The organism is SAR202 cluster bacterium, assembly GCA_016872285.1.
GTDB lineage: Bacteria > Chloroflexota > Dehalococcoidia > Lucifugimonadales.
Map to the genome: position 1 here is coordinate 44,678 of VGZZ01000007.1, position 26,374 is coordinate 71,051.

At 61.4% G+C, this 26,374-nt stretch carries 26 protein-coding genes; 19 read left to right on the forward strand and 7 right to left on the reverse strand.

Going from position 1 to position 26,374, the window contains the following annotated elements; all coding sequences use genetic code 11:
• The first annotated feature begins 207 nt into the window (after positions 1-207).
• The 6 genes from FJ320_03685 (at position 208) to FJ320_03710 (ending at position 6,499) form a co-directional block, all read left to right on the forward strand.
• Positions 208-1,422 (forward strand): hypothetical protein, encoded by a 1,215-nt coding sequence (locus FJ320_03685; GenBank protein MBM3925074.1) that lies wholly within the window; start codon positions 208-210, stop codon positions 1,420-1,422.
• A 195-nt stretch (positions 1,423-1,617) separates the two neighbouring features.
• Complete coding sequence (locus tag FJ320_03690) at positions 1,618-2,637, forward strand: quinone-dependent dihydroorotate dehydrogenase (protein ID MBM3925075.1); 1,020 nt, start codon at positions 1,618-1,620, stop codon at positions 2,635-2,637.
• Between the two features lie 80 nt (positions 2,638-2,717).
• Positions 2,718-3,086, forward strand: coding sequence for a VOC family protein (locus tag FJ320_03695; GenBank protein MBM3925076.1), 369 nt, complete (start codon positions 2,718-2,720; stop codon positions 3,084-3,086).
• Positions 3,020-3,889, forward strand: coding sequence for a class I SAM-dependent methyltransferase (locus tag FJ320_03700; GenBank protein MBM3925077.1), 870 nt, complete (start codon positions 3,020-3,022; stop codon positions 3,887-3,889). The genes FJ320_03695 and FJ320_03700 overlap by 67 nt, the downstream gene beginning before the upstream one ends.
• Before the next feature lie 63 nt (positions 3,890-3,952).
• On the forward strand, positions 3,953-4,468 hold the full coding sequence (locus FJ320_03705) for a VOC family protein (protein MBM3925078.1): 516 nt from the start codon (positions 3,953-3,955) through the stop codon (positions 4,466-4,468).
• A gap of 414 nt (positions 4,469-4,882) precedes the next feature.
• A complete protein-coding gene (locus FJ320_03710; protein ID MBM3925079.1) occupies positions 4,883-6,499 on the forward strand; it encodes a glucose-6-phosphate isomerase in 1,617 nt (538 codons plus the stop codon).
• 39 nt (positions 6,500-6,538) lie between these two features.
• On the opposite strand, the gene FJ320_03715 is transcribed toward FJ320_03710, so the two are convergent.
• A complete protein-coding gene (locus FJ320_03715; GenBank protein MBM3925080.1) occupies positions 6,539-7,450 on the reverse strand; it encodes a hypothetical protein in 912 nt (303 codons plus the stop codon).
• 280 nt (positions 7,451-7,730) lie between these two features.
• Between FJ320_03715 and FJ320_03720 the strand changes: the two genes are divergently transcribed.
• From FJ320_03720 to FJ320_03730, 3 genes are all read left to right on the forward strand, one after another.
• Positions 7,731-8,918, forward strand: a complete 1,188-nt coding sequence (locus tag FJ320_03720; GenBank protein MBM3925081.1) for an alanine--glyoxylate aminotransferase family protein — start codon at positions 7,731-7,733, stop codon at positions 8,916-8,918.
• Positions 8,919-8,990: 72 nt separating this feature from the next.
• Entirely contained in the window at positions 8,991-10,058 is a 1,068-nt protein-coding gene (locus FJ320_03725; GenBank protein MBM3925082.1) for a tartrate dehydrogenase, read from the forward strand.
• Positions 10,059-10,241: 183 nt separating this feature from the next.
• Positions 10,242-10,991, forward strand: coding sequence for a uracil-DNA glycosylase (locus FJ320_03730; protein MBM3925083.1), 750 nt, complete (start codon positions 10,242-10,244; stop codon positions 10,989-10,991).
• A 53-nt stretch (positions 10,992-11,044) separates the two neighbouring features.
• Here the strand turns inward: FJ320_03730 and FJ320_03735 are convergent, their stop codons facing one another.
• Positions 11,045-12,058 (reverse strand): hypothetical protein, encoded by a 1,014-nt coding sequence (locus FJ320_03735; protein MBM3925084.1) that lies wholly within the window; start codon positions 12,056-12,058, stop codon positions 11,045-11,047.
• An 8-nt stretch (positions 12,059-12,066) separates the two neighbouring features.
• On the opposite strand from FJ320_03735, the gene FJ320_03740 reads away from it, so the two are divergent.
• Entirely contained in the window at positions 12,067-13,374 is a 1,308-nt protein-coding gene (locus tag FJ320_03740) for a hypothetical protein (protein MBM3925085.1), read from the forward strand.
• A 61-nt stretch (positions 13,375-13,435) separates the two neighbouring features.
• Here FJ320_03740 and FJ320_03745 read toward each other — a convergent pair whose 3' ends face one another.
• Complete coding sequence (locus FJ320_03745; GenBank protein MBM3925086.1) at positions 13,436-13,948, reverse strand: Hcp family type VI secretion system effector; 513 nt, start codon at positions 13,946-13,948, stop codon at positions 13,436-13,438.
• A 351-nt stretch (positions 13,949-14,299) separates the two neighbouring features.
• On the reverse strand, positions 14,300-14,635 hold the full coding sequence (locus tag FJ320_03750) for a hypothetical protein (GenBank protein ID MBM3925087.1): 336 nt from the start codon (positions 14,633-14,635) through the stop codon (positions 14,300-14,302).
• 372 nt (positions 14,636-15,007) lie between these two features.
• Between FJ320_03750 and FJ320_03755 the strand changes: the two genes are divergently transcribed.
• Both FJ320_03755 and FJ320_03760 read left to right on the forward strand, forming a co-directional pair.
• Entirely contained in the window at positions 15,008-15,616 is a 609-nt protein-coding gene (locus FJ320_03755; GenBank protein ID MBM3925088.1) for an alpha/beta hydrolase, read from the forward strand.
• Positions 15,574-15,924 (forward strand): hypothetical protein, encoded by a 351-nt coding sequence (locus FJ320_03760; protein ID MBM3925089.1) that lies wholly within the window; start codon positions 15,574-15,576, stop codon positions 15,922-15,924. The genes FJ320_03755 and FJ320_03760 overlap by 43 nt, the downstream gene beginning before the upstream one ends.
• 80 nt (positions 15,925-16,004) lie before the next feature.
• On the opposite strand, the gene FJ320_03765 is transcribed toward FJ320_03760, so the two are convergent.
• Positions 16,005-16,523 carry a DinB family protein gene (locus FJ320_03765; protein ID MBM3925090.1) on the reverse strand — a complete coding sequence of 173 codons (519 nt, stop codon included), beginning with the start codon at positions 16,521-16,523 and terminating at the stop codon, positions 16,005-16,007.
• Between the two features lie 10 nt (positions 16,524-16,533).
• Positions 16,534-17,535 carry an asparaginase gene (locus FJ320_03770; protein ID MBM3925091.1) on the reverse strand — a complete coding sequence of 334 codons (1,002 nt, stop codon included), beginning with the start codon at positions 17,533-17,535 and terminating at the stop codon, positions 16,534-16,536.
• 125 nt (positions 17,536-17,660) lie between these two features.
• Between FJ320_03770 and FJ320_03775 the strand changes: the two genes are divergently transcribed.
• From FJ320_03775 to FJ320_03800, 6 genes are all read left to right on the forward strand, one after another.
• On the forward strand, positions 17,661-19,352 hold the full coding sequence (locus FJ320_03775) for a thiamine pyrophosphate-binding protein (protein MBM3925092.1): 1,692 nt from the start codon (positions 17,661-17,663) through the stop codon (positions 19,350-19,352).
• A gap of 182 nt (positions 19,353-19,534) precedes the next feature.
• Positions 19,535-20,209 carry a maleylpyruvate isomerase family protein gene (locus FJ320_03780; protein MBM3925093.1) on the forward strand — a complete coding sequence of 225 codons (675 nt, stop codon included), beginning with the start codon at positions 19,535-19,537 and terminating at the stop codon, positions 20,207-20,209.
• Between the two features lie 85 nt (positions 20,210-20,294).
• Positions 20,295-21,077, forward strand: a complete 783-nt coding sequence (locus tag FJ320_03785) for a fumarylacetoacetate hydrolase family protein (GenBank protein MBM3925094.1) — start codon at positions 20,295-20,297, stop codon at positions 21,075-21,077.
• 312 nt (positions 21,078-21,389) lie between these two features.
• Positions 21,390-22,490 carry a Zn-dependent alcohol dehydrogenase gene (locus FJ320_03790; GenBank protein ID MBM3925095.1) on the forward strand — a complete coding sequence of 367 codons (1,101 nt, stop codon included), beginning with the start codon at positions 21,390-21,392 and terminating at the stop codon, positions 22,488-22,490.
• A gap of 337 nt (positions 22,491-22,827) precedes the next feature.
• Positions 22,828-23,556, forward strand: coding sequence for an NYN domain-containing protein (locus FJ320_03795; GenBank protein MBM3925096.1), 729 nt, complete (start codon positions 22,828-22,830; stop codon positions 23,554-23,556).
• 82 nt (positions 23,557-23,638) lie between these two features.
• The gene (locus tag FJ320_03800; protein ID MBM3925097.1) at positions 23,639-24,472 is read left to right on the forward strand and encodes an alpha/beta hydrolase; all 834 of its coding nucleotides are present in this window, start codon (positions 23,639-23,641) and stop codon (positions 24,470-24,472) included.
• 181 nt (positions 24,473-24,653) lie between these two features.
• Here the strand turns inward: FJ320_03800 and FJ320_03805 are convergent, their stop codons facing one another.
• A complete protein-coding gene (locus FJ320_03805) occupies positions 24,654-25,430 on the reverse strand; it encodes an HAD family hydrolase (protein MBM3925098.1) in 777 nt (258 codons plus the stop codon).
• A gap of 357 nt (positions 25,431-25,787) precedes the next feature.
• Between FJ320_03805 and FJ320_03810 the strand changes: the two genes are divergently transcribed.
• Positions 25,788-26,374, forward strand: a 587-nt coding sequence (locus FJ320_03810; protein MBM3925099.1) for a penicillin acylase family protein, incomplete at its 3' end; no start/stop codon positions are given.

A 26,374-nucleotide genomic window follows, 5' to 3' on the forward strand; every position in this document is an offset into this window, starting at 1 on the left:
TCAACCTCTCATCTTGTCGACCACGGCTCGCCTAGCCAGTCCCCTCAGGTGCCCCCTCTTCCCCTATTGCAAAGGAGAAGAGGGGGATAGGGGGTGATGAGGGCCTCCGACTAAAACCAAGGCTTACTTCGCAGGGAAACCGCTCGTAGGGCGCCACCTGTCCCCCATCCATGCTAAAATCCCCCCAACTCTCCCTGAGGTGCCCCCATGCCCAACCTCCCATCAGAAATCAAAGGCCTCAAACTCCTGGGCCACCACACCCTCAACGGCTTCGGCAACGGCGGCGAGGGCCTCGCCATCCAGACCACCCGCGACGGCCGGCGCCTCATGTACTTCGCCCACGAGTGCGCCCCCAAGGACTTCACCGTCATTGACGTCACCAACCCCCGCAAGCTAAACGTCGTCGCTCAGACGGACCTCCCCCACGACCGCGTCCGCTCCAACTCCCTGGCCCTCGTCGACGACCTCCTCCTCGTCGCCTACCAGGCCTCCCAGCCGGGCCTCAAGCCCGCCGGCGTCGGCATCTACGATGTCAGCAAGCCGGAGTCCCCCAAAAAGCTGGCCTTCTATGACACCTCCGGCCCCCACTCCCGCGGCGCCCACTGCCTCTGGTTCATCGACGGCAAGTACGCCCACGTCAGCACCGGCGCCCCGGACTTCACCCCCCACAACCAACTCGACGACCAGTTGTATATGATTCTCGACGTCTCCAACCCATCGAAGCCCCATGAGGTCTCGCGATGGTGGCTCCCCGGCACCCGCGTCGGCGACAAGACCCCTCCCCCTGTACGGCACCTCAAGTTCGACGCCGGCTTCCGCCTCCATAACGCCAACGTTTACCCTGACCGCCCTGACCGCGCCTACATCGGCTACCTGGACGCCGGCACCATCATCCTGGATATATCAGACCTGGGCCATCCCAAAATGGTCAGCCGCGTCGACCACCATCCGCCCTTCACCGGCTTCACCCACACCGCCCTACCCCTCTTCAAGCGCAACCTCCTCATCGTCACCGACGAGTCTTGCGCCGACAACGGCAAGGACTGGCCCAAGCTCACCTGGGTGCTGGACATGAGCTACGAGGCCAACCCTGTCCCCATCAGCACTCTGCCTATCCCGCCCGTGGAGGAGTTCGGCAAACGACCGGGACGCTACGGCGCCCACAACCTCCACGAAAACCAGCCCGTCCCCACCTCATGGCTCTCCGAGAACATCATTGTCGGCTCCTACTTCAGCGGCGGCGTCCGCATCCACGACATCTCCAACCCCTACCAGCCCAAAGAGGTCGCCTACTTCATCCCCAATGTTCCAGACAGCCCCAAAGGCTGCCAGATCAACGACGTCTACGTGGACGAGCGCGGCGTCCTCTACGCCATAGACCGATTCAAGGGCGGCATCTACACCTTAGAGATGGCCTTCTAGGTTTCCCCTGAAAGTGAACGTTGCCAGACAAGGATTCACCACGGTGACAAATAGCGCGCCTTGTCATTCTGAGACGAAGTCGAAGAACCTAATCAACGTGACTGCGACTACGCCACACCTATTACTTCCACATCAACTCATGAATGTAGGGGCGAGGTCGCCTCGCCCCCCCCTCTCCTCTCCCCCCACTAACCCATGACCCTCTACCGCACCCTCCTCCGTCCCCTCCTCTTCTCGCTCCCCCCAGAAAAGTCCCACCGACTAGCCGAATTTGCCCTCAAACAACGCTTCCTCTGGCGCGCCCTCTCCCCCCTCTACCACGTCTCCGATCCCCGACTCCACACCTCTCTAGCCGGCATCCCCATCCCCAATCCCGTCGGCCTCGCCGCCGGCTTCGACAAGAACTGCGAATACTTGCCCTCCATCCTCAATCTCGGCTTCGGCTACGTCACCGGCGGCACCGTCACCCCCGGTCCAAGACCCGGCAATCCCAGACCCCGACTATTGCGCCTAAAAGCCCAGCAAGCCCTCATCAACTCCCTGGGCTTCCCCGGCAAAGGCAGCGACGCCGCCCGCCGCACCCTCGAAAAAAAACCTGCTCATCCCCTTATCCTTAGCATCGCCGGCCTCAGCGTTGACGACTTCGTGGAGTGCTGCCGCCGCCTGGAAGCCTTCGCCGACGCGCTGGAGCTGAACGTCAGTTCCCCCAACACCGCCGGCCTCCGCGTCTTCCACCAGCCCCAGGAATTCCGACGCCTCCTGGACTCCGTCAACGCCGTCCGCCGCAAGCCCCTCCTCATCAAACTCCCCCCCTTCGCCGACGACAAAAGCCGCTATGAAATCATATCCTTGGTCCAAATCGCTAAAGCCTCGGGCGTAAACGGCCTCACCGTCGCCAACACCCGCCCCGTAAAAGAGCCTCGACTCGCCGTCGGCGCGGGCGGCCTCAGCGGCAAGCCCCTCCTCCCAGACACCCTCGCCATGGTCGTCGAGGTCAGAAAAGAGGTCGGCCCCGCCATGACCATCAACGCCTGTGGCGGCATCTTCACCGCCGGCGACGCCATACAGGCCCTCCGCATTGGCGCTAACACTGTCCAGCTTTACACCGGCCTCATCTACCACGGCCCCGGCGTCGCCCGCGCGATAAACAAAGGCATCCTCCAATATCTAGACGAGCACCGCCTGCCGGACGTCAAAGCCATATCCGGCTCGTAGCTAAAATTTCGGTTGTCATATTCGCCTTTCAGAGTGATAATAAGAACGCCCTTTTCATATGCCGCCTCAGAAAGGTGCCCATGGCCATCACCCACATCAGCGCCATAACCCTGGCCGTGCGAGACATGGCCAGAGCCCTCGCCTTCTACAGGAAGCTGGACCTACCCGTCACCTACGGCGGCGAGGACTCCTTCTTCACCACCCTCAAGGCCGGCGAGACCTCTATAAACCTAATCCTGGCTCCCGCGCGGCAGCAGGACTGGTGGGGCAGAATAATCATTCGTGTCGATGACGTGGACCAGATCCACCGCCAGCTTAAAGACGCCGGCCTGGACCCCGAAGAGCCCCGCAACGCCGCCTGGGGTGAGCGCTTTTTCCATATCTGGGACCCGGACGGTCACGAGCTCAGCTTCGCCGAGCGACTTTCCAGAGATGGGTCCTCTTCTTGAGCCTCATCTCCCTCTCGGAGCAGCTCCTCGCCGCATCCTGCGGCGACTCCTCCCAGAGCGACTTCCTCAGGTCCTTTTTCCGCGACGCCTACCGCGATAGCAGCCTGGAACTGACAACCGCCCTGGGCAAGTCCCTCGATTTGAACGAGTGGAACCGCGTCCTGGAAGTCCCCTCCGACGACGGCCACGGCGCCCTCTACCTCCACCAGACCTATCGATGCCAGGTCATCGGTATCGAACCTAACGAAGACCGGGTCGGCGAGGCGCGACGCATGGCCTTCAAGAACAAGCTCTTCGACAAAATCACCTTCCGCGTCGCTACCCCAGACAGCCTCAAGGAGCGCGACGGCGACTTCGACGCCCTCGCCGGCTGCCTCGCCCTCTCCTCCGCCTCCGACAAGCCCCTCGTCGCCTCTGAGTTGCGGCGCGTCCTCCGCCCCGGCGCCCGCCTTGCCCTGGCCGAGGTGGCCGTCAATCCACCCCTGCCGCCCGGCCTCCGTCCCTTGACCTCCACCGACGCCATCGGCCAGGCCCTCCCTATCGAGTCCTACCAGTCCCTCCTCCAACACGCTGGATTCCAAGCCATCCGGCAGACGGACTCCTCAGGCATCCTCCAGAACCTGGTCAAAAAGCTTCAGACCCGCACCCTCATGGCCCGTCTGGCCGTCACCGGCGACCAGTTCAACGTCGACCTCAAAGCCAGCCGCCAAGACCTTCAAGGCGCCCAGCAGCTTTTCGCCTCCCTCTCCCAGGCCGTAGAGGCTCGACAAGTCGGCCTCGCCATCATTACCGCTTCTGCCTGACGGCTATTGTATTTTGTTGCGTAGTCAACTAAAATAGCTTTGATAACTTTTGGAGGACTACTAATGGTTAAATTTAAAGGCATCAACCACCTGGCCATGGTCACCGGCGACATGGACAAGACCGTCCGATTCTATCGCGACATCCTCGGCATGCCCCTCGTGGCTACCACCGGCAACAAGCGCGGCAGCTACCCCTACCGCCACTACTTCTTCGAGCTGGGACAAGGCAACACCATCGCCTTCTTCGAATGGCCCGGCATGGTGGACGAATTCCACAAGCCCGCCGGCCAGCCTGCCCGAGGCCGCTGGCAGTTCGACCACGTTTCCTTCAACGTTGAGGACGAAAACGCCCTCCTGGCGCTCAAAGCCCACCTGGAAGCCAGCGGCGTGGAGGTCACCGAAGTCATCGACCACAAGATCATCCACTCCATCTACTTCACCGACCCCAATGGCATCGCCCTGGAGGCCTCCTACTGGGTCAAAGACCCCACCGGCAAAGACCTGGACCTCTCCGACCCCAACTTCTTCCAGGACCCCAACCCGGTACCCTCCGCCCAACCCCCCGTAAAAGTATCTTAGTCAGATAGTTTCCCGCCTTACATCAAGCGCCCCGACTAACGTCGGGGCGCTTTCGTTTGTAGCTCTTACCTCGTCCCTCTCCCTGCATAATGACCTTTAAGGACTACCCACAAGAACTCTTTTGAGCATGTTTTCAGGGCTAACTGTCACTAAACTCTTGTCAGTGAATGCGTTCAGAGTGTCACCGTCATTAGCAATCAATGCATCACGGCTGGCATATTGAATTTCCTATCAGGTTCTCCCCCTTCGGCCTGGAAGGCGAAGGGGGAGTTAGACGCTGTCCTGAGTATGTCGAAGGAGGGGGTTGTGGTGTATTTAATTTCTTTCCCTCTTCTCAGAAAGGAGAAGAGGGACTAAGGGTGATGAGGTCCTCCCGAATGAAAACAAGGCTGGCTACCTCTACCAAACCATCGAATGTGTCCAAATCCTAGCCCCATGATCACCAAACGCGCCCCCTACAATCTCCGCCTCGGCCCCCACCGGCCCGCCGTGGACAAAGCCCTCGCCCAAATCCACCGCCAGCGCCTCATCCAGCGCATCTGGGACGAAGACCACACCGTCTGGCGCCACGACCCCACCGAAATCGCCGACCGCCTCGGCTGGCTCACCGTCACCGACGCTATGTGGCCGCAGGTCCGCAGCCTGGAAACCTTTGCCCTCGCCGTCCGTGAGGAAGGCATCCAGCACGTCGTCCTGTTGGGTATGGGCGGCAGTGCCCTAGGCCCCGACGTCCTCCAGCGCACCCTCGGCCCCACACCGGGCTTCCCCCAACTCCTCGTCCTCGACTCCACCGTCCCCGCAGCTATTAAGGCAACCCTCGATATCATAGAACCTTCCCGAACCCTCTTCCTCGTATCCTCCAAGTCGGGCACTACACTGGAAACCCTTACCATCTACAGCTTCTTCCGCGCTAAAGTCGAGGAATCCGTAGGCAAAGCTGACGCTGGCAAACACTTCGTCGCTATCACCGACCCCGGCACGCCCCTGGTCTCCCTTGCCGACGAACAAAACTTCCGCCGCGCCTTCCTCAACCCCCCAGACATCGGCGGGCGATATTCCGTCCTCTCCTACTTCGGCCTCGTCCCTGCCGCCCTCGCCGGCTACAACCTGGAACGCCTCCTGGACCAGGCCGACACCATGCGCCGCGCCACCGGCGCCGATGTCCCCGCCGACGCCAACCACGCCGCCTGGCTCGCCGCCCTCATGGCCGCCTTGTCGATGCAAGGCCGCGACAAGCTCACCCTGGTGGCCTCGCCCTCCATAGAACCCTTCGGCCTGTGGATCGAGCAGATGCTCGCGGAGAGTTCCGGCAAGGACGGGAAGGGCATTATCCCCGTCACCGGCGAGCCCCTGATGCCTCCCGCCGTCTACTCCGACGACCGCTTTTTTATTAACCTCAGGTCCGGCCCTGACGACACCGCCTCCAGCCGCGCCCTGCAATCCCTTGCCCGCGCAGGCCACCCCATAGCCACCCTAGACATCCCTGACCCCTACGCCCTGGGCGCCGAGTTCTTCTGCTGGGAGCTTGCCACCGCCATCGCCTGCGCCCTCCTCAGCGTCCACCCCTTTGACCAGCCCAACGTCCAGCAGGCCAAGGACATGGCTAACCGCCTGCTCAAAGAAGGGTCTAATCGGGATATGCCTTCAACTACGCCTGGCGCTTCCTCAGTCCAGTCGCTGCTGCAAAACGTCTCCCCCGGCGACTATCTAGCCATCCTGGCCTACCTCCCTGCCTCTCCTCCCGTCCACTCGGCCCTCACCGTCATCCGTCGCCGCATCACCGAGAAATATCGAATCGCCACCTGCCTCGGCTACGGCCCCTCCTACCTACACTCCACCGGCCAGCTTTACAAAGGCGGCCCCCCCCGAGGGCCGATTCCTCTTCATCACCGCCGGCGACGACCAGGACCTCTCCATCCCGGGCCGGGACTACACCTTCGGCGACTTAGCCAGCACCCAGGCCCTCGGCGACCTGGCCGCCCTCCAGGCCCTAGGCCGCCCCACCGCCCATATCCACCTCCCCCGCGTTAATGAGGCCTCTGTCCGGAGTCTTGCAGGCCTGTCAGGCGTCTAAGCCTCCCCCAGCGTCTTCTTAATCGCCGCCTCCATTTCCACATTCGTCGCCAGCCCTTCAATCCTGGCCGTAATAACCCCGTCTCCGCCCATCACAAACACCCACGGCTCCGTCGGCAGCTTCCACTCCCGGAACTCCTGCGTCGGCACCAACCGGCCCTCCGTCCTCGCTGTCTTTATATCCCAAGGCTCAATGTGGAGAAAATTCATCCTATCGCCGTACTTCTTGTGCATTTCAATCGCCACGTCCGTCACCGGTCCGCAAATCTGGCTTGTGCAGAACATTGGCGTGGCCCACACCACCATAAAAGGCTTCCCCGCTCCCAGCGCCTCCTGCACCGACATCTCGTGCATGGGGGGATACGGCGGGATATGAGTGTCTATCTCCGCCGGGTCGCTGACGTCCTTCAGAGTGGCGTTGCGAGTCGCCGGCGGCCTCTCCCCCACCTCCGGCGCTTCCGACCCCTCTCGCACTCGAAAACCCAGCACGCCGGCCTTTGGATTCCTTCCGTCGACGGAAACATCAAACTCGGCCTTCCACACCCCCGGGTTGTCGAACTGCACTCCGTCCACCACGTAAATCCCCCGCACGTCAAAATGCTCGTGTATCGCGCCGTCGGGGTGCAGGTGCGGCGTCACGCCTTTAAGCTCCCGGTAGTGCGCCGTTCCAGAAGCCTTCCCGCTTTTATCGCCGTCCACTTGAGTGAACGTCGCGTTGACCTGAGCGCCCGCCAGGGGCGTCCCGTCCCGCGACACCAGCGCGAAGGGAAAGCGATTGCTCCCCACCGTGAACTCCGTCGCGGCGATGAACGTATTGTATTCCGCTGAAGACGACGAGGGCGTGCCGCTGGCGGCAGGCGTCGGCGTGCCGCCGTCCGAGCCGCACGCCATTCCGGCCATTGCCAGCATGGTCCCTAGAATTGCTAACAACACTTTTAGCGTCAATTTAGCCTTCCAGTACATAAATTAGCTATTTCCAATATCCCAGTCCCGCTCCTCTAATGCAAGCAAGATGACATGCCATTGGCGTCTTTGGCGGCAGACAGGTTTGTCTTGACACCTCCCATGCCTACTGTTAGGCTACTGCAAGTCTCGAAAATCTGAGTTCCATCGATGGCGGAAACCTTCACCTGCCTCTCCTTCTACATCGTGAACTCTGCAATAAACTTCAACAATTAACGGAGAACCAATGCCTGGCAAAATCTACCCTGAGCTAAACATCCCCTCCCGCATCCTCACCAGCACCGGGCCGGTCAACGTTCACCCTCGAGTTTATAAAGCCATGATGACCCCCGTCATCGGCTACGGCGAAGCCGCCTTCCTGCCAGTTATCGACGGCATCTCCTCCATGCTCGCCGACGTCTTTCAGACCCGCGAAAACCTCACCATGGCCCTCTCCGCCACCGGCTCCGGCGGCGTCGAGGCTGGTATGCTCAACCTCCTGGAGCCCGGCGACACCGCTATCATAGGCTCCTACGGCTTCTTCTGCCAGCGCATGGCCGAGATGGCGCGGCGCCAGGGCGCCAACGTTATCGAAGTCCAGGGCGAGTGGGCCCAGCCCCTGGACCCCAACGCCATCCGGCAGGAAGTCAAGAAGCACCGCAAGGTCAAAGTTATCGGCATGGTCCACGCCGAGACCTCCACCGGCATCAAGCAGCCGCTAGAAGAGGTCTCCAAAATCGCCAAGGAGCACGACGCCCTCTTCGCCGTCGATGCCGTCACCTCCCTGGCGGGCTGTGAAGTCGCCGTGGACAAGTGGGGCATCGACTATATCTCCAGCGGCTCCCAGAAGTGCCTCGCCTGCCCCCCCGGCCTCTCCCCCTGCGCCGTCAGCAACAAGGCCTTGAGCGCCGTCAAGGCCCGGCAGAAGCCTCCCTTCTCCTGGTACCTGGACCTCTCCCTCATCGCCAACTACTGGGGCAAGGACCACGTCTATCACCACACCGTCTCCATGCCCATGCTCTACGCCCTCTACGAAGGCCTGCGAATCGTCCTCGAGGAAGGCCTGGAAGCGCGATTCGCCCGCCACCAGCGCAACGCCCTGGCCCTCCGCGCCGGCCTGGAAGCCATGGGTCTCAAGGTCATCTCCAACAAAGACCACCGGCTGCCCCAGATTACTCCCGTGGAGATACCCGCTGGCGTTGACGACGCCAAGGTCCGGGGCCGCCTGGTCAACGAGTTCAAGACAGAAATCTCTCGCGGCCTGGGCAAGTTCGGCGGCAAAATCTGGCGGATTGGCCTTATGGGCGAGACCAGCACCCCCGCCAACGTCTACCACGTCCTCTCCGCCCTGGAGAAAATTCTCCCCGAAAACGGCTACGAGGTCCCCGTCGGCGCCGCCACCTCCGCCGCCAGCAAAGTCCTCGCCAAGTCCTAGCCTTTCGAACCCATCAGACCAGCCACGACACGCCATCCAACAGGGTGTCGTGGTTTGTTTTCAGGAGGCCTTATGCCCCCCGTTAAAATCGCCGTCATTCGCGGTGACGGCATCGGCGTAGACGTCATCGAAGAAGGCCTCAAAGCCCTCCGCGCCGTCGGACGCCGACATAACATCCAGTGGCAGTTCATCGAATTCCCCTGGGGTTCCGACTACTACTTCCAGCACGGCGCCATGATGCCCCGCGACGGCCTCGACCTCCTCCGGCCCTTCGACGCCATCTACTTCGGCGCCGTCGGCCACCCCGAGATCCCTGACCACGTCACCCTGGGCAACCTCCTCCTCCCTATGCGCCGCGGCTTCGACCAGTACGTCTGCCTGCGGCCCGCCGTCCTTTACCCGGGCGTCGCCTCCCCCCTCGCGGGCAAAAAGCCCGGCGACATCAATATGGCCGTCATTCGCGAGAACACGGAAGGCGAGTACGCCAACGTCGGCGGCTTTCATTACGCCGGCCTGCCCCAGGAGATGGCCCTTCAGACCTCCGTCTTCACCCGCCATGGCTGTGAGCGCGTCATCCGGTTTGCCTTCGACCTCGCCCGCAAACGCGGCGGCAAGAAGAAGGTAACCTCCGTCACCAAGTCCAACGCCCTGAGTTATAGCATGGTCCTCTGGGACAACGTATTCAAAGAGGTCGCCCGCGGCTATCCCGACATTTCCACCCACTCCCTCCTCGTCGACGCCGCCTGCATGGACTTCATCCGACGCCCCGAGTCCTTCGACGTGGTTGTCGCCAGCAACCTCTTCGGCGACATCCTTACCGACATCGGCGCCATTATCACCGGCAGCATGGGCCTGGCCGCCAGCGCCAACATCAACCCCGAACGCAAATTCCCCTCCATGTTTGAGCCTGTCCACGGCAGCGCGCCGGACATCGCGGGCAAGGGCATCGCCAACCCCCTGGCGGCCATTCTCTCCGCCGCCATGATGCTCCGCCACCTCGGCCACGACCCCGCCGCCGACGCCATAGACGCCGCCGTCCTGGCCCTCCTCCACCGGGGCCACCCCCTCACTCCCGACCTAGGCGGCAAAGCCGCCACCAAACAGGTGGGTGACGCTGTAGTCAAAGCTCTGGAGTCCTAGATACGCTTCTCGTTGGATAAGGTTTCACTGTGGCTTCGCTCCTTTGGTGGGCATCTGGATGTCTCTTCTGGTCCCCCCTCTTCCCCTATTGCAATAGGAGAAGAGGGGGATAGGGGGTGATGAGGTGATCTAATTTTCTCTTCCCCTTCCAGCAGGAAGGGGCCAGGGGATGGTATCCCGACTATGAAAAGAATCGCTTTACATTCAAAGTCCAATAGAGGATCAGACGCCCTATCCCCGGCTGCTAGACAGCAGCTAGCCGCCCTCCAATCTCGCATCATCCGCTGCAAAAAATGCCCCCGCCTCGTCGCCCACCGGCAGGCCGCCGCCCTCCAAATACCCCCTCGATACGCAGGCTGGGACTACTGGGCAAGACCCCTGCCCTCCTTCGGCGGCCCCAACGCCCGGCTCCTCATCCTCGGCCTCGCCCCCGCGGCCCACGGCGGCAATCGCACCGGACGCATGTTCACCGGCGACCGCAGCGGCGACTGGGTCTACGGCACTCTCCACAAATTCGGCTTCGCCGCCATCCCCACCTCCGACCACAAAGACGACGGCCAGCGCCTAATCGACGCCTATATTACCGCCGCCCTCCACTGCGCCCCGCCCTTAAACAAACCCACCCCCGAAGAACTCGCTAACTGCCAGCCGTATCTCCTCAACGAACTCAAGCTGCTAAAAAACGTGCGTGTAGTAGTGACCCTGGGTAAAATCGCCTTCGACGCCTACCTGGCCGCCTGCGCCAAACTAGGCATCGAAATCCCCAAGCCCCGGCCCAAATTCGGCCACGCCGCCGCCTATACCATGCCCAACGGCGTCACCCTCATCGGCTCCTACCACCCCAGCCAGCAAAACACCTTCACCGGCAAGCTCACCCGCCCCATGTTTGAAGGCATCTTCTCTGAGGCTAGGCACTTAATTAACCAGCCCTAGCGCCGCCCAATAACGTAGGGGCGCGGTCGCCGCGCCTTTCCTCCCCCTCCCCCCTACCACCCCGCGCTAGTGTCATTCGACCCGTTGTTTGTCAGCCTCGTCTGCCCCGTCCCGTCCGGCTCCACCAAAAACAGCTGCGCGTTGCCGTGCAGGTAAGACGTGAACACAATCCACCGCCCGTTCCTGGACCACGACGGCCCCACGTCCCGCACAGCGTTCTGCGTCAGCCGAGTCAGCCCCGAGCCGTCGGCCTTTACCCCGTATATCTCCGGGTTGCCGTCCCGCTGCGACACATACGCCAGCCGCTTGCCATCCGGCGACCAGGTTATATTCGACTCGATGTGCGCCTGCCCCGCCACCACCACCCGCGCCAGGTCTTTGCGGCGCAGCACGTGTATCTCCGCGCTGTCGCGGCCCTGGGCAAAGAACGCTATCAAATCACCTCTCGGCGCCCACACCGGCCCCCAGTTCTTTGATGTGGTCAGCCGCACCATATTCACACCATTCGGGTTACGAAGGTACAGCCCCGGGTTCCCTCCCTCAGTAATCGCGAACACCAGCCACTCCCCGTCCGGCGACCAGTTCCCAAGGTCCTCCCTCTCCTCGCTGTCCGTGACCCGTATCAGCTCCTCATCCTTCAGGTCGACGACGTAGACGTCCGGCCTGCCCTCCCGGTCCGCCACAAAGGCGATCCGCCTCCCATTCCTGGACCATCGTGGCTGCTCAATATTCAGGCTGGCGAATACCTCCGGCGTCTTATCCTCGCCCTTCCTGTCCACAATCTTCAAATACGAGCGTCCCGCCTCTTTCGACAGGTATAAGACCCTGTCCTGCCTCGGCGACCACCTGGGTTCCGACTCCTCCAGCAGGCTAGTGGTCAGCCTCTCCGCCCCCGCGCCATCGCTGTTTATCGAATACACCTCCTGCGCGCCGTCCCTGTCCGATATGAAGACCAAGCGGCTGGGGGTGCGCGAGCAGCCCGCCAACACAAAAACTGCCAGGGCGGCCATCGCCAGCCCCAGGCGCAGAAGCATGGCCCTCTCTAAAAGAGAACTCATCCAACCCATGATAGCGAATGTCCCGACCCTTCCTGAATGGAATTTTGAACATAGATAGGGCAAAATTATGTCAATGCCTTGCTAGGAGTCCCCCAATGAAATCCAGCTTTCGGTTCGTCGACAGCGACATGCACATCATGGAGCCCTGGGACATCTTTGACCGATATCTAGACAAAAAATTCCGCCACCGCGTCTCCGTCCCCATCGACAAAGACGGCCGTGCCCGACGCGGCGTCGTCATGATCGACGGCCTCCCCCGCTCCGCTGACGACGACATCGAGCAGTTCCGCAAGCGACCTATAACCACCAAATCAGGACCCGCCAAGTCCGACTCCACCCAGCCCCTCTCCGGCTCCCGCATCGCCGGCCGCCTCGATTTCGCTATCCAGCGCGGCTACGACGCCCAGGCTCAGGTCATGGCCATGGAGATGGAGGGCATCGATATCGCCGTCCTGTTTCCCACCCTCTACCTAAACGTCATCGCCCGCGACGACATGGACCCGCAGCTTTCCCTGGCCCTATGCCAGGCCTACAACAACTGGGTCCACGCGTTCTCTCAGCACAGCCCTGACCAGCTAAAATTCGCCGCCATCCTTCCAGTCCACGACGTCAACCTCGCCTGCCGGGAATTGCAGCGATGCGTCAAAGAGCTGGGCGCCGTCGGCTCGTTTATACGACCCAACATGACCAACGGCCGCTACTGGCATTCCAACTACTGGTCTCCCCTTTACTCCCTCCACGAAGAGCTGAACGTGGCCTGGTGCTTTCACGAAGGCACCGGCGCCTGGTACTCTCACATGAACGACCTCTACGGCGAGAACCGGTTCTATCGACACGTCGCCAGCCACTGGATCGAAATGCAGCAGGCCCTCATCGCCCAGATCATCGGCGGCGTCTTCGAGTTTCACCCCAGGCTGCGCGTCGGCTTCCTGGAGGCCCAGAACTCCTGGGTGCCCGGCATTCTCACACGCATCGAATGGGACTACCCCCAGTACCGCGACACCCATGCGCCCTATCTGAGCCTTACGCCTAAGGAGTACTTCCAGCGCAACTGCTGGGCCGCCGTCGAAGGCAGCGAGCCGGAAATCGAGCCTACCGCCGGCCTCATCGGCGCCGACCGCATGTGCATCTCCACCGACTATCCCCACTTCGACTCCAACTTCCCCAACGTGTCGGAAAACCTGCTGCGCGGCGTCTCCAAAGAAACCGCCGCTAAAATCCTCGGCGGCGGCGCGTCCCTCTACGCCCTGAGCGAATCCGACTTCAAAAAAGCCGACGCCGCGGCCTCCCGCCTCAAACAGAAAACCCGCGCACCGGCCAGCTAAGCCCCCATGCATGGGAAGGACATGGTGGAGCAAGCTTGCTCCACCATGTCCCCTAATCTGCCTAAACCGCGGGCGACTCCCAGTCGTCCTCAGCCGTGATCCCTCCGTCCGTCCAGGTCCAGATGATCTTCTGGTAGACAAAGCTCACGTGCTCTCTGGTCTCAGTGGCGGTGCCACCCTCGTTCTGCAGTCGAACAGAGGATATGTGGGCGTTCTCCAACTTGATGGTGAAGTATTGCTCCTCCTTGCCGCCCTTGCCGGGCTTATAGAAGCGGAGCTCCACTTCCTTGATCTGCTCGTTGTTGACCAGCGCCTTAAAGATCAGCGGCGTCGACTTGTCTATCTCTTTGGTGATGGTGATAGGCTTGTGCTGCCGCTTGCCGGTGGGCAGTCCGGAGGCCGCGTCCCTGGGGCTGACGATTTCGTGGTTCATGCCAATAACCTCTATCCACCCCTCAAGGCCGGACCGCATGACTCCGCCCGGGATTGGTCCCTTCTCGCCAGTCAACTTCATGAATATGGTTGGCTGCTCCGCCCGCGCCGGGGCGGCGCTATTGGCCCCCAGGGACGCCATGATTCCTACCGCCAGCAGCAATACGAAGAACAGCGGAACAAGAACATTCCTTCTCACAGTGCACCTCCATCAGGTTAGAATGGCGGGCATTATAGGCAACCTTCAGAGGTGCGCAATCGTCCAAACGGACAGGGGTCAATCGAAAATCGAGGTCAGCACGGAATCAAGGCCCCGCCCTGATCCCTCTCAGGGGCTTCTCTTCATTGCAGTACGCCCCTGGTGTAGGCAAAGAAGAGTCCCGAACCTGGTCCTACCCCGAGCTAACAGGGTCGCTTCCATTAGTGGCCCTCACGGGCCATATCATGCTTTAGTCACACTGGTAAGCTACAGGCTTACAAAACAACCGGCGCGTTAATCCACTACAACAGGTCCTGTTACGCAGTCCGCGACGGCCAGCGCATATTGACCTCCTCCAAAGGACGGATTCTCAACTAGCTGTGTAAATGCCTCGTCTAAGCACTCGCGCAGTGCTGATGGGTCAAAAATCCCTAGCCCAGGCGGCAGCGTCTGTGCCTGGGTCTGTCCGGTCAGCGCAAGTAGCAACGCCAAACTCATTGCTAAAGCGGCTATCAGTCCTCCGGCCCTCACCCTTTTCATCTTCCGCCCCCCTTCCCCGTTTTCCACACGTGCGTTAAGCAACCCGCGCTCGGAGGGAATGTAACAGTAAGTTCGCTTTATGTCAACCACAAGTTTATATATGTGTCTAATTAATAACGATTTCTGTCATAAAATCTAAATATTTGGGATTTCTCAACCTTGCCTATGTCGGCCTCTTGAATTAGCGGTTATGCGAGAAAGGCTTTGTCTTTTCATTCACGGGCATCAGCTTCCAGTATCACGACCGGCGGCTGCCGCAAAGCGCTCCGAAGGAAACAAATCGGGGAGAGATACATCATCAACTTTTTATCCACTTGGCTGATGGAAGATTGCTGTAGCCTTTGTTAGACTCTACGTCGTTGTTGCGTGGTGGCGGTGGAGGACGATGGGCCGTGGGTCTAGGACCTGCCGGAACGCCGACTGTTTGCCATTCCGCAAATCTCGCCGTTCTCTGGAGGTCATATGGAGGCCCTGGAATCCGCCACGTCCCGCGACGGGCTGCGTTTCTATCACCGCATCATCCCCCATCCTCAGCCTGAGTTCCTGCCGGTATTGTTTGTCAGCGGCGCCTTTCAGACCATGGACTCCTGGGCGCGCTTTGCGCGAGTTTTCGCGCGGCACACCACCGTGCTGCTGGTGGACCCGCCCGGCATGGGGCAGTCCGGCGTCCTCCCGCCCAGCCACGGCGTCGATTTTTTGGCCGGGTGCCTGAAGCAAGTGCTGGACGAGCGCGGCATAGACCGGGCCAATGTAGTCGCGGCGTCTTACGGCACCCCCAGCGCCTTCCGCATGGCGCAGCTTTATCCCGATAGAGTAGCCCGTGTAGCGCTGGGCGGCACCATGAGGGAACTGCCTGTCCATCTCCGCAAGAGGATCGCCGATACCGTCGAAACGGCTCTCAGAGGTGACCGCGTGCTGCTTGCCGATAAGATTGTGGAAGGGATGCTGTGCCACGACCCGGACAGACCCATTGACCGCCGGGACCTGGCGGCGCGGGTCTTGGGGGCGGCATTCGTAGAATGTCCGATTTGGAGCTGCGGCAGTACGCCGCCAACACGCGTCGCTTGCTAGACCACGAACCGCTGAATCTGGACGTGCCGGTGAGCGGACCGGAGGGTCTGGTGTTCACCGGCGAACACGACGTCTTCACCACCCCGGACCATTGCCAGGATATCGCGGGCGCCTTTGACCATGCGTGGCTCACCACCATCCAGCGCGCCGACCATCTATTCCATATCGAGCAGTTCGATACGGTGGTGGAGTTGCTGCTGCGTTTCATGCGAGGCAGGGTGCACGGGAGCATAGCAGGCTGCGAGGCCCTGGCGCCCGTGGGCCGTCTTAGTATTTCTGCCACAGACCGAATATACGTGGGAGATTAAATCACGGGCTTCACTGGCTTTGCAGAAAAACCCACATTAGCCCTATGGTGATACCATCCTGCCATGTGGCTACAGTGACGCTACTTATTCAATCCCCTCTGCAAGCCCCTAAGATACCGAATGTGGCCCACATGCTCGCCAATTTCGCAGAACAGGTGCGTCCACATCCTCCCCACTGTGTACCCATGCCGACGCGGGTTGTCCGTCTTCGGCATCACGTCATAATCGCCCGCCTTCAAGTCCCTCACGTATGCCAGCGACTGCGCTCGCACCGCCTCCTTGTACGACCACACCTCCTTCATCGGCGGCAGCACAAAGGCCGACAGCTCCGCCTTCCCATACCGAGCCCCCGTCTGGTCTCCCGGTATCCCCCACTTCTTCGACCACCCATCCCTAACAAACACATGCGGCGCCTTCCTGGCGAATTCATTAACCCAGAGGTCCTCCGCCCGATTCATATGCCAGAAGATAAACCCAATGGAATTCGTTTCATCGCTAGGCCGCCACTCCAACTCCTTCTTCGTCAACCCTTCCATGGCGTTACGCAAGTCCCGGTCCAACTCCTCAAAGGTCAATACCACCATCGAATTCAAGTCCATGATCAGCCTCCTAATATTCGTAGAACATCCTCTGAAGCTCTCCCTGCTCCTTCGTCTTCGTCAACCCCAGCATCAGCAGCACCCGCGCCTTCTGCGGCAGCAGGTTGTCGCACACCACCAATCCCAGCTTCCCCTTCTTCGGCGTCAGCATTACCCTCCCCGTGTTCACCCTCGACGCCAGCACCACCGCCACACAAGCCTTCACCGCCCGCACCGCCGCCGCCTCCACCCACGGCGTCGTGTTCCCCGACCCTAACCCCACCAGCACCAGCCCGTCCGACTTGCTCTTCGTTACCGCGTCCACCAATAACCCCGACGCCCCTGTGTAGTTGTACACCATCTCCACCCTCGGCATCTCCTTCAGCCGCCCCACGTTGAACTCGCTCGTCGATGTATGCCGCTTATCCGGCCTTCGATAGAACCTCACCTCGTGGTCCGAGTCGGCGTACCCTAACAGCCCCAGGTCGTAAGACTTGAACGTCTCCACCCTATACGTGTCCGATTTGATCACATCCCGCGCCGAGTGTATCTGATTGTTCAGCATCACCATCACCCCTCGACCCGCCGCCTCCGGGCTGGCCGCCGCCTGTATCGAGTTCAGCAGGTTTATATGCGCGTCCGTCCCCACCGCCGACGCCGGCCGCATGGCCCCTGTCACCACCACCGGCTTGTCGCTCTTCACCGTCAGGTGCAGAAAGAACGCCGTCTCCTCCAGCGTCGCCGTCCCGTGGGTCAACACCACCCCGTCCACACCCTCGCCGCTCAACACCTTATTTATGCGGCGCGCCATATCCAGCCAGTGCAGCGGCGTTAGCGCTCCGCTGGCTTCATTAACGATGTCCTCGCTCTCCACCTTCGCCCACTTTTTCGCCTCCGGTATCTGACCCAATAGCTCCGCCACCGGTATCCGATGCCCCACCTCCGGGTACGTCGTGTAGTCCAACCGATGCGGCCCAATGCTGGCGATGCTTCCCCCCGTCCCCAATACCATAACCGTCGGCTTGCGCGCCATATCTATTTCTCCAATAAAAATGCCGCCATTCTACGACTACACCACCTCCCTCTCAAGCGCACCTTGACGCTCCCACCTGCCCAACTGATAATTCACCCAACCATAAATCCCTCACTGGAGGCCACATGCCCCGCTCCAAAAAGACCACCGGCAGCCACCTCATCGCCCGCGCCCTCAAGGCTGAAGGCGTCACCCCCTTCTTCGGCATCGCCGGCGACCACATCCTCCCCGTCCTCGACACCATGGCCGACTATGACTTCCGGTTCATCGACACCCGCCACGAGCAGGCCGCCTCCTTCATGGCCGACGCCTATGGCCGCATTACAGGAAACCTCGGCGTCGTCATGGCCACTACCCCAGGCATGGCCAACGCTATCCCCGGCATGGCCAACGCCCTCCACTCGGAAAGCCCCATGCTCTCCATCGGCGGCTCCGCTGAGGTCGCCGAGCTTGGCAAAGGCGCCAACCAGGAGATCGACCAGGTAAATCTCGCCGGCGCCGTCACCAAAGGCTCCTGGCTGGTCAACGACGCCCGACGCATCCCCGACATGATCTCCATGGCCGTCCGCACCGCCTACTCCGGCCGCCGAGGCCCCGTCCACCTCACCATACCCCTCGATGTTCAAGAGCAGTCTGTCGACGAAAGCGAAGTGACCCTCTATCCCACCGGCCCTCTGCGCGAGTCGACACAGGTGCTAGCCAGCGGCGCTCAAATCCAGCAGGCCATTGCCCTCCTCAAGCAGGCCAAGAAGCCCCTTATCATCGCCGCCGCCTCCGCCGCCTACTCCCCGGACGGCTCCGCCCTCCAGCGCCTCATCGAGACCACCCGCATCCCTCTCCTCACCGCCGACCACGCTCGCGGCCTTGTCTCCGACGACCATCCTTACTGCCTCGGCTTCTTCGACAGCGCCCTCAACTGGTCCGCCAAGCTCACCGGCCAGGCCGACGCCGTCCTTATCCTCGGCAAAAAGTTTGATAATAGCATCCGATACGGCGCTGTCTATAACCCCAAGGCCAAACTCATCCAGGTCGACCCCTCCGCCACCGAAATCGGGCGCAACCACGCCGTCGATGTCGGCATGGTCGGCGACATCCAGACCATCGTCGGCCAGCTCGCCGACGAAGCCTCCGGCCACAAATGGCCCGACCACAAGGCCTGGATTAACGAGATGCGCGCCCAGCGGGAGGCCCAGATGGAGTGGTACGAAAGCAAGGCTGTTCCCAACACCCCTATGCACTCCACCTACGTCCACAAGACCCTCAGCCAGTTCCTCAAGCCTGATGACATCCTTGTCTGGGACGGCGGCGACTTTGGACACTTTGGCCGCGCCTATCACCCCGCCCGCAAACCCCTGAGCTGGTTCTATTTCGCCCAGTTCGGCACCCTGGGCAACGGCCTGCCCACCGCCATCGCCGCCAAGGTCGCCCACCCCGACCGCCGCGTCGTCCTCATGGCCGGCGACGGCGGCTTCGGCTTCACGGCGATGGAGTACGACACCGCCGTCCGCCACAACCTCCCCGTCGTCGGCGTCCTAGGCAACGACGCCTGCTGGGGCATCGACTACCACATCCAGGTCCAGATCTATGGCCGCGCCGTCGCCACCAACCTCCTCCAGACCCGCTACGACAAGGTCATCGACGGCCTTGGCGGCCTGGGCCTCCACGTCCAGCGCCCCGAGCAGCTAGCCCCCGCCCTCAAAAAAGCCTTCGCCTCCAACAAGCCATCCCTGGTCAACGTGGAAATCATCAACGGAATCAGCCCCCGCGCCGAAGCCGCCATCTCCCGATGGAAGGAACGCAAAGGCCACGATGTTTAGCCTTTCGGCTAGACTCACCTCCTTTCTGTTCTTTTACCCCTTGATCATCTGGTAGCGATTGAGGTTTGAGATGGAAAATGGGGCTGATGGATTCCAAGCTAATTCCTTCTCCCTTGATGGGAGAAGGTGCAGAGCCTGTCCTGAGTATGCCGAAGGAATGAGGGTGAAACACTGGAAGTACAATGCTGTGTCAGAGCCACCTGCCATTAGAGTTTCATAGTACTAGCCATCTTGCGGGAGCAGTGGAAATCTTCATGTCACGCCAAGCCTTCAAAGAAGCCTCCCAATTCTTCGTCGATACCGTCGCCCGTATCCCCGCTGGCCGCTGGGACTCCCCCGCCCTCGGCGTCTGGACCGTCCGTGAGCTCGTCGGCCACACCAATCGCGCCCTTCTCACCCTTGAAGACTACTCCGCCCATCCCTCCTCCACCCTGGACATCCAAAGCGCCGCCGAGTATTACATCAAGGCATCTAAGCACGCCGACCATGCCGATATCGCTGAACGAGGCCGCGAGGCCGGCAAAGCCCTCGGCCCCGACCCCCTCAATACCGTCCGCGGCACCCAATCCCGCGTCCTCGCCCTTGTGGCCCGCCTAGACCCGGCCCAGCCCATTGCCTCCCGCTTCGGCGGCATCCGCGCCGACCACTTCATTGAGACCCGCGTCTTCGAGCTTGTCATTCACACTCTTGATATCGCCCAGTCCTTAAATCTGAAGGTCAATCCTCCAAAGTCCGCCCTGGCCCTGACCCTCAGAATCGCCTCCGACATCGCCGCCGCCACCGGCAAAGGCGTGGATCTGGCCCTTGCCCTCACAGGCCGCCGCCCTCTCCCCAAGGGCTTCTCAGTGCTACAATAACCCCCGCCGCGCTCACTGTTTCGTCATTCCGGCGGAGGCCGGAATCCAGTCCCTTCTCCATGGGTAAGGTAAAAGGGGGTCTCCCATGCGTTTCTGCCGCTTCAAAGCCGCCGAAAAAACCGCCTACGGCATCATCGAAGGCCCCGAGGTCATCGAGCTCCGAGGCTCCCCCTTCGAGCGCTACGACCGCACCGCCGTCCGCCGGCCCCTGGACCGCGTCAAACTCCTTGTCCCCTGCGTCCCCCGCATGGTCTACACCCCTGGCATCAACTACGCCACCCACGCTCAAGACGTCGCCAAAAGGCAGGGCACAGAGTTCATCCCGCCGCCTCAGCCCGTGGTCGACCACCGCTCCCCCAGCGCCCTCCTCGCCCATAACGACCCCATTGTCATTCCCAAAGACTCCTCCGGCGAGGTCCACTTTGAGGGCGAGGTGGTGGTTGTCATCGGCAAGCAGGCGCGAAAGGTCCCCGAGGACAAGGCGCAGGAGCACATCCTTGGCTACACCATCGGCAACGACCTCACCGACCGCGCCTGGCACCGCGCCGACGGCACCAACTGGCGCTCCAAAAACGCCGACACCTTCAAGCCCGTCGGCCCCTGGATAGACACTTCCGTCAACCTCAACCTGGCTTACACCGCCGTCTCCCTCAACGGCAAAAAAGTCTCTGAGTTCACCACCAACGCCATGCTCTTCAGCCCCGCCCGCGTCGTCAGCCACATCAGCCGGTACGTCACCCTCTATCCAGGCGACCTCATATTTATGGGCACCGACGGCCATACCGAGCCCATCAAACCCGGCGACACCATAGAAATCGAAATCCGAGGCCTGGGCTCCCTCCGCAACCCCGTCACCGCTGAGCAATAGACGGCACATAAGCGCTGACCTGCAACTCTCTCCTGTCATTGCTGAGCGAACTCCCGATGTACTCGTCGGGACGCAGTCGAAGTGTCTATGCCCACAACCAGCCTCCCGCCTGGCCCCTCCCATCAGGTCCTCCCCCTTTTCCTCGTGAGGAAAAGGGGGAGTTAGAGGGGGAATTGGTGCATTATTTATTCTTCCCCTTCTTCCAGCAGGAAGAAGGGGCCAGGGGATGATGGTATCCCGCAAGTTGAAACTTTCGCGTCTAGATATTAACCTTTGAGCGCGTCCTCCCTATTTGAACCAAGGAGCCCGCCCATGAAAATCAAAGCCGCCGTCCTCTATAAAGTCAAAACCCCCCTCGTCGTCGAAGAGGTAGACCTGGACGACCCCAAACCGGGCGAGGTCCTGGTTAAAGTCGGCGCCGCCGGCATCTGCCGCAGCGACTGGCACTTCATGGTCGGCGAGGCGCCTATGCCCACCCCTGTCATCCTCGGCCACGAAGGCGCCGGCGTCGTCGAGCGCACCGGCAAGGGCGTCACGCGCGTCAAGCCCGGCGACCGCGTCATCCTCTCCTTCGTCTCCCCCTGCGGCCAGTGCCCCTTCTGCGCCACAGGCCGGCCCAACCTCTGCGACGTCCACGTCGCCACCTTCGGCAACATGATGGACGGCACCAAGCGCCACCACAAGAACGGCAAAGACATTGTCCCCTCCTCCAAACTCGCCTGCTTCGCCTCCCACTCCGTAGTCCCCGAGGTCGCCTGCGTCCCCTGCCCTAACGACCTTCCCCTGGGCATCGCCGCCGTCATCGGCTGCTGCGTCACCACCGGCGTCGGCGCGGCCATTAACACCGCCAGGGTGGAACCCGGCAGCACCGTAGCCGTCGTCGGCTGCGGCGGCGTCGGCCTCAACGTCATCATGGGCGCGCGGCTGTCCAACGCCCTCAAAATCATTGCCGTCGACATCAATGACGCGTCCCTGGAGTTCGCCACCCGATTCGGCGCCACCCACACCGTCAACCCCAAACACGGCGACGCCGTCGCCATGGTCAAAAAGCTCACCGGCGGCCTCGGCGCCGACTACACCTTCGAGGTCTACGGCGGCGCTGAGACCTGCGAGCTGGCCTTCAACATGGCGCGAAAAGGCGGCACCGCCACCATCGTCGGCATCGCCCCCACCGGCGACATGCCCCACATCGACGCCACCGCCATCGTCCGACAGGAAAAGACTATGAAAGGCAGCTACTACGGCTCCGCCCGCATGTACACCGACATGCCGAGAATGGTGGAACTCTACCGCTCCGGCAAGCTGGACCTGGACGCCCTGATCACCCGCCACTACAAACTGGACGACATCAACAAAGCCTATCAAGACCTGAACAACGGCGCCGTAGGCCGCGGCATCATCGACCAGTTCTAGCCTACACAGCGCATCTTTCTACCTACCACCTCAAAAAGCAATGGAAGGCGATGGCTCTCGGTGTACCCCTCTCAGGTCCTCCCCCTTCGGCCTGCAAGGCGAAGGGGGAGTTAGAGGGGGTTGTGGTAGTTTATTTTCTCTTCCCCTTCCAGCAGGAAGGGGATAAAGGGGATGGTATCTCGACTAAAACCAACGTTCGCCTGATAGGCAATGGTAGCCATGATATTCCCACGTAACAACCCTGCCCTTTAGTACCAAATCACTCCCTTCGACACCCACAGATAGAAAAGGGCAGGCCGAAGGCTTATACTATTATCATCAAAATTGACAGGACCTTATGTTAAAAACCTTATCCAGCAGCTTTGGCAAGATCTTCGCGCCTAGAAAATCTAAGACGCAGAAAGGCCAGACCCCATCTAAGAAACCCGGCAAGACCGGCAACCGAGTAGCCATCTTTATAGATGGCAGTAACCTCTACCACGCCCTGGACGAAAATTGCGGGCGTATGGACCTGGATTTCAGCGCCTTCATCAAAAAGCTCTGCGGCAACCGTGAGCTATACAGGGCCTACTATTACAACATCCTCCAGGACTCGGACCGGCGCGGCCACGCCTATCAGGAACAGCAGAAGTTCCTGAACACCCTCTATCAGATACCCTACCTGGAAGTCCGCCTGGGCACCTCCAAGTTCCGGGGCGACGTGCTGGTCGAAAAAGGCGTCGACATCATGATGGCCACCGACATCCTCCAGTACGCCTGGCGCGACCTCTACGACGTGGTCATCCTGGTCAGCGGCGATGGCGACTTCGCCTACGCTATCCAGGCCGTCAAAAACTTCGGCAAGCACGTGGAGATCGCCGCCTTCCGCAGCAACCTCTCCCACGAGCTAGCCCAGAACGCCGACTATGTCTTTAACTTCGACCGCAACTATTTCTACGAGCTGTGGGTCGGCGGACACCGCCGCCGCTACCGCGACCAGGACCGCCAGCCCAATCACGAGGAAGTCGGCCATGCCGGCTGGCGTAAGCGCCGCTACCGCAACCCCCCAGCACCGCAACGGCGGTGAGGAGCATAGCCCCGGCCCCAACCGGCCCGCCCCCAACCCCCACTCCTCCTCCTGCTAAAGCCGTCGCTGCCTAACACTCGCCATGCCTAAGGCCACCATCAACGGCGTAGGCATCCACTACGAGGTCACAGGCCGGGGTATGCCCCTGGTCTTCTGCCACGAGTTCGCCGGCGACTACCGAAGCTGGGAGCTACAGGTCCGCTCCTTCTCCCGTCGATACCAGGTCGTCACCTGGAACTCCCGCGGCTACCCGCCCACCGACGTCCCTAAAGACGTTGCCGCCTACTCCCAGGAAAACACCGTAGAAGACCTTCGTGGCCTTTTGGAGCATCTGAACATCCGTAAGGCCTATATCGCCGGCCTCTCCATGGGCGGCAGCGTCACTCTAAACTTTGGCTTCGCCCACCCCCAAATGGCCCTCGGCCTCGTCGTCGCGGGCGCGGGCACCGGCTCCGCCGACCCCAAGGCCTACCGCCCCGAGGTCACCGCCACCGCCCAGCGCTTCCAGGACATCGGCATGAAAGCCGCCGCCGAAGAGTACGCCCGCACCCCAACCCGCCTGCAATTCCTCCGTAAAGACCCCCGCGGCTGGAACGAGTTCAAGGACGCCCTGGCCGCCCACTCCGTCCTCGGCGCTTCTAATACCCTTCGAGGCGTCCAGGGCAAACGCCCCAGCCTCTTCGACCAGGCCTCGCAAATGCGCGACCTCCGCATCCCCACCCTCATCCTCTGCGGCGATGAGGACGAGCCCTGCGTGGACCCCTCCATCTTCATGAAACGAAACATCCACAGCGCTGGCCTCGTCTTCTTCCCCCAGACCGGCCACACCCTCAACCTTGAAGAGCCAGACCTCTTCAACCGCACCGTCCAGGACTTCCTCACCGCCGTGGAAAACGGCTCATGGGCATCTAAGTAGACCCACCTACGACATAATTGTCATTCCGGGCGGAGTCCCGATGAGTACATCGGGACGCAGTCGAGGAATCTGGCCGCTCTAAAGCATTGCTTCCAACATTTATCTACTACGCTTCCCCAGAAATGTAGGGGCGAGGTCTCCTCGCCCTTTCCCCTCGTCCTCTCCCGTCCTGGCCCTCCCCCTACCCCACCAGCCCCTCTACCGCCTCCACCACCTCCCCCAGTCCTCCCACCGTCGCGTCCGGTTTCGGCTGCCCCTCCTCCATCTCCTGCGCCCTCTTCCCGTTTGGCACCCACACTACCCGCATCCCCGCCAGCTTCGCCGCCGCCACGTCGTTCCGAGGGTCATCCCCCACGTGCACCGCGCACTCCGGCGACACGCCTAACGCCTTCATCGCCGACTGATATATCTTCGTGTTCGGCTTAGCAAGCCTCGCCTCATCAGAAAACACCAGCGTATCGAAATACCCCAAAACCCCCATCTGTCCCAGATACTCCCGCATCGTCGTCCCTGACGTCGCCCCCGTGTTAGACACCACCCCCAGTTTATACCCCCTGCCCTTCAGCTCCCCAATCATCCGCGACGCCTCAGGATGCATCGGCGGCGGGTAGTCGAAAAACGCCCTGTCGTAAGCCTGCCCCAGCTCTGCTCGCGCCCGACGTGATATCCTCGACCCCAACCCTGCGCTTATCCGTTCCACAAAACTCCAGATCTGGTCGTCAAAGCTAATATCCCGCCCCGAGTCCCGAATCACCGCGCAGTAAGACAGCGTCTCCCTATACGCGTGCCACAGCCGCTCCTGCGAAAACGCCGCCCCCTCCGCCTTCAAAATCCCCTCCACCCTGTCAATCCGAAGCTGCGCCCTCCTCTCTCCCAACTCCCGGTCGTCGAGAATCAGCGTCTGCCACAAGTCCAGCGTCACTGCCGCCCCTTTTTTCGTTCCCATCTCATTCGACATGCCGCTATGATACCAAATTGAATACAGTCAAACGTGCGCCTCGATTTCTAAATACCCCTACGACGCCATATAGAGGGCGCGACCATCACTCCCGGTGGGTGCGGGACATCTCATCTGGTTCTCCCTCTTCTCCTATTGCAAAGGAGAAGAGGGAGTTAGAGGGTGATAAGGTGATCTTTATTTTCTTTCCCCTTCTTCCAGCAGGAAGAAGGGGACCAAGGGGATGAAGGTATCTCGAATGAAAATAAGGCTGGTTTCCTATACCAAGTCTCCGTTATAGGTCACTGCGGTGCAGAAGTTGCCATCCCCCCACCAACACGCTACATTTACCCCAAACCTTCTCCCTGGAGCGCGTCCATGATCACCCGCGCCGACCTCAAAAAAGCTCTCCCCGACATCACCTCTACCCTCAAATTCCCCGGCCTCCTAGCCCCTGTGGAAATCCTTCGCGACGCGTGGGGCATCCCCCACGTCCGCGCCCAAAACACCCACGACGCCTTCTTCGGCCAGGCCTTCGCCGCCGCCCAGGACCGCCTCTGGCACATGGACTACGACCGACACCGCGCCCACGGGCGATGGGCCGAGTTCGTCGGCAAGCCCGGCCTCGACAACGACCTCCTTATGCGCCGCTTCCGCCTCGACGCCTCCGCCCGCGACGACTACGCCTTCATCGCCAGCGACGCCCGCGCCATGCTCGATGCCTACGCCGAAGGCGTCAACGCCTTCATCCAGACCACCGAGACCCTCCCCGTCGAGTATCAGATCGTCGGCCAAACGCCGGAGCCCTGGCAGCCCTGGGACTCTCTCGCCGTCCTCAAAGTCCGCCACATCCTCATGGGCACCTTCGAGGGCAAGCTCTGGCGCGCCCGACTGCTCCGAAAGCTCGGCCTCAAGAAGACCGCCGCCCTCCATCCCGGCTACCAGCCCGGCCACCTCCAGGTCCT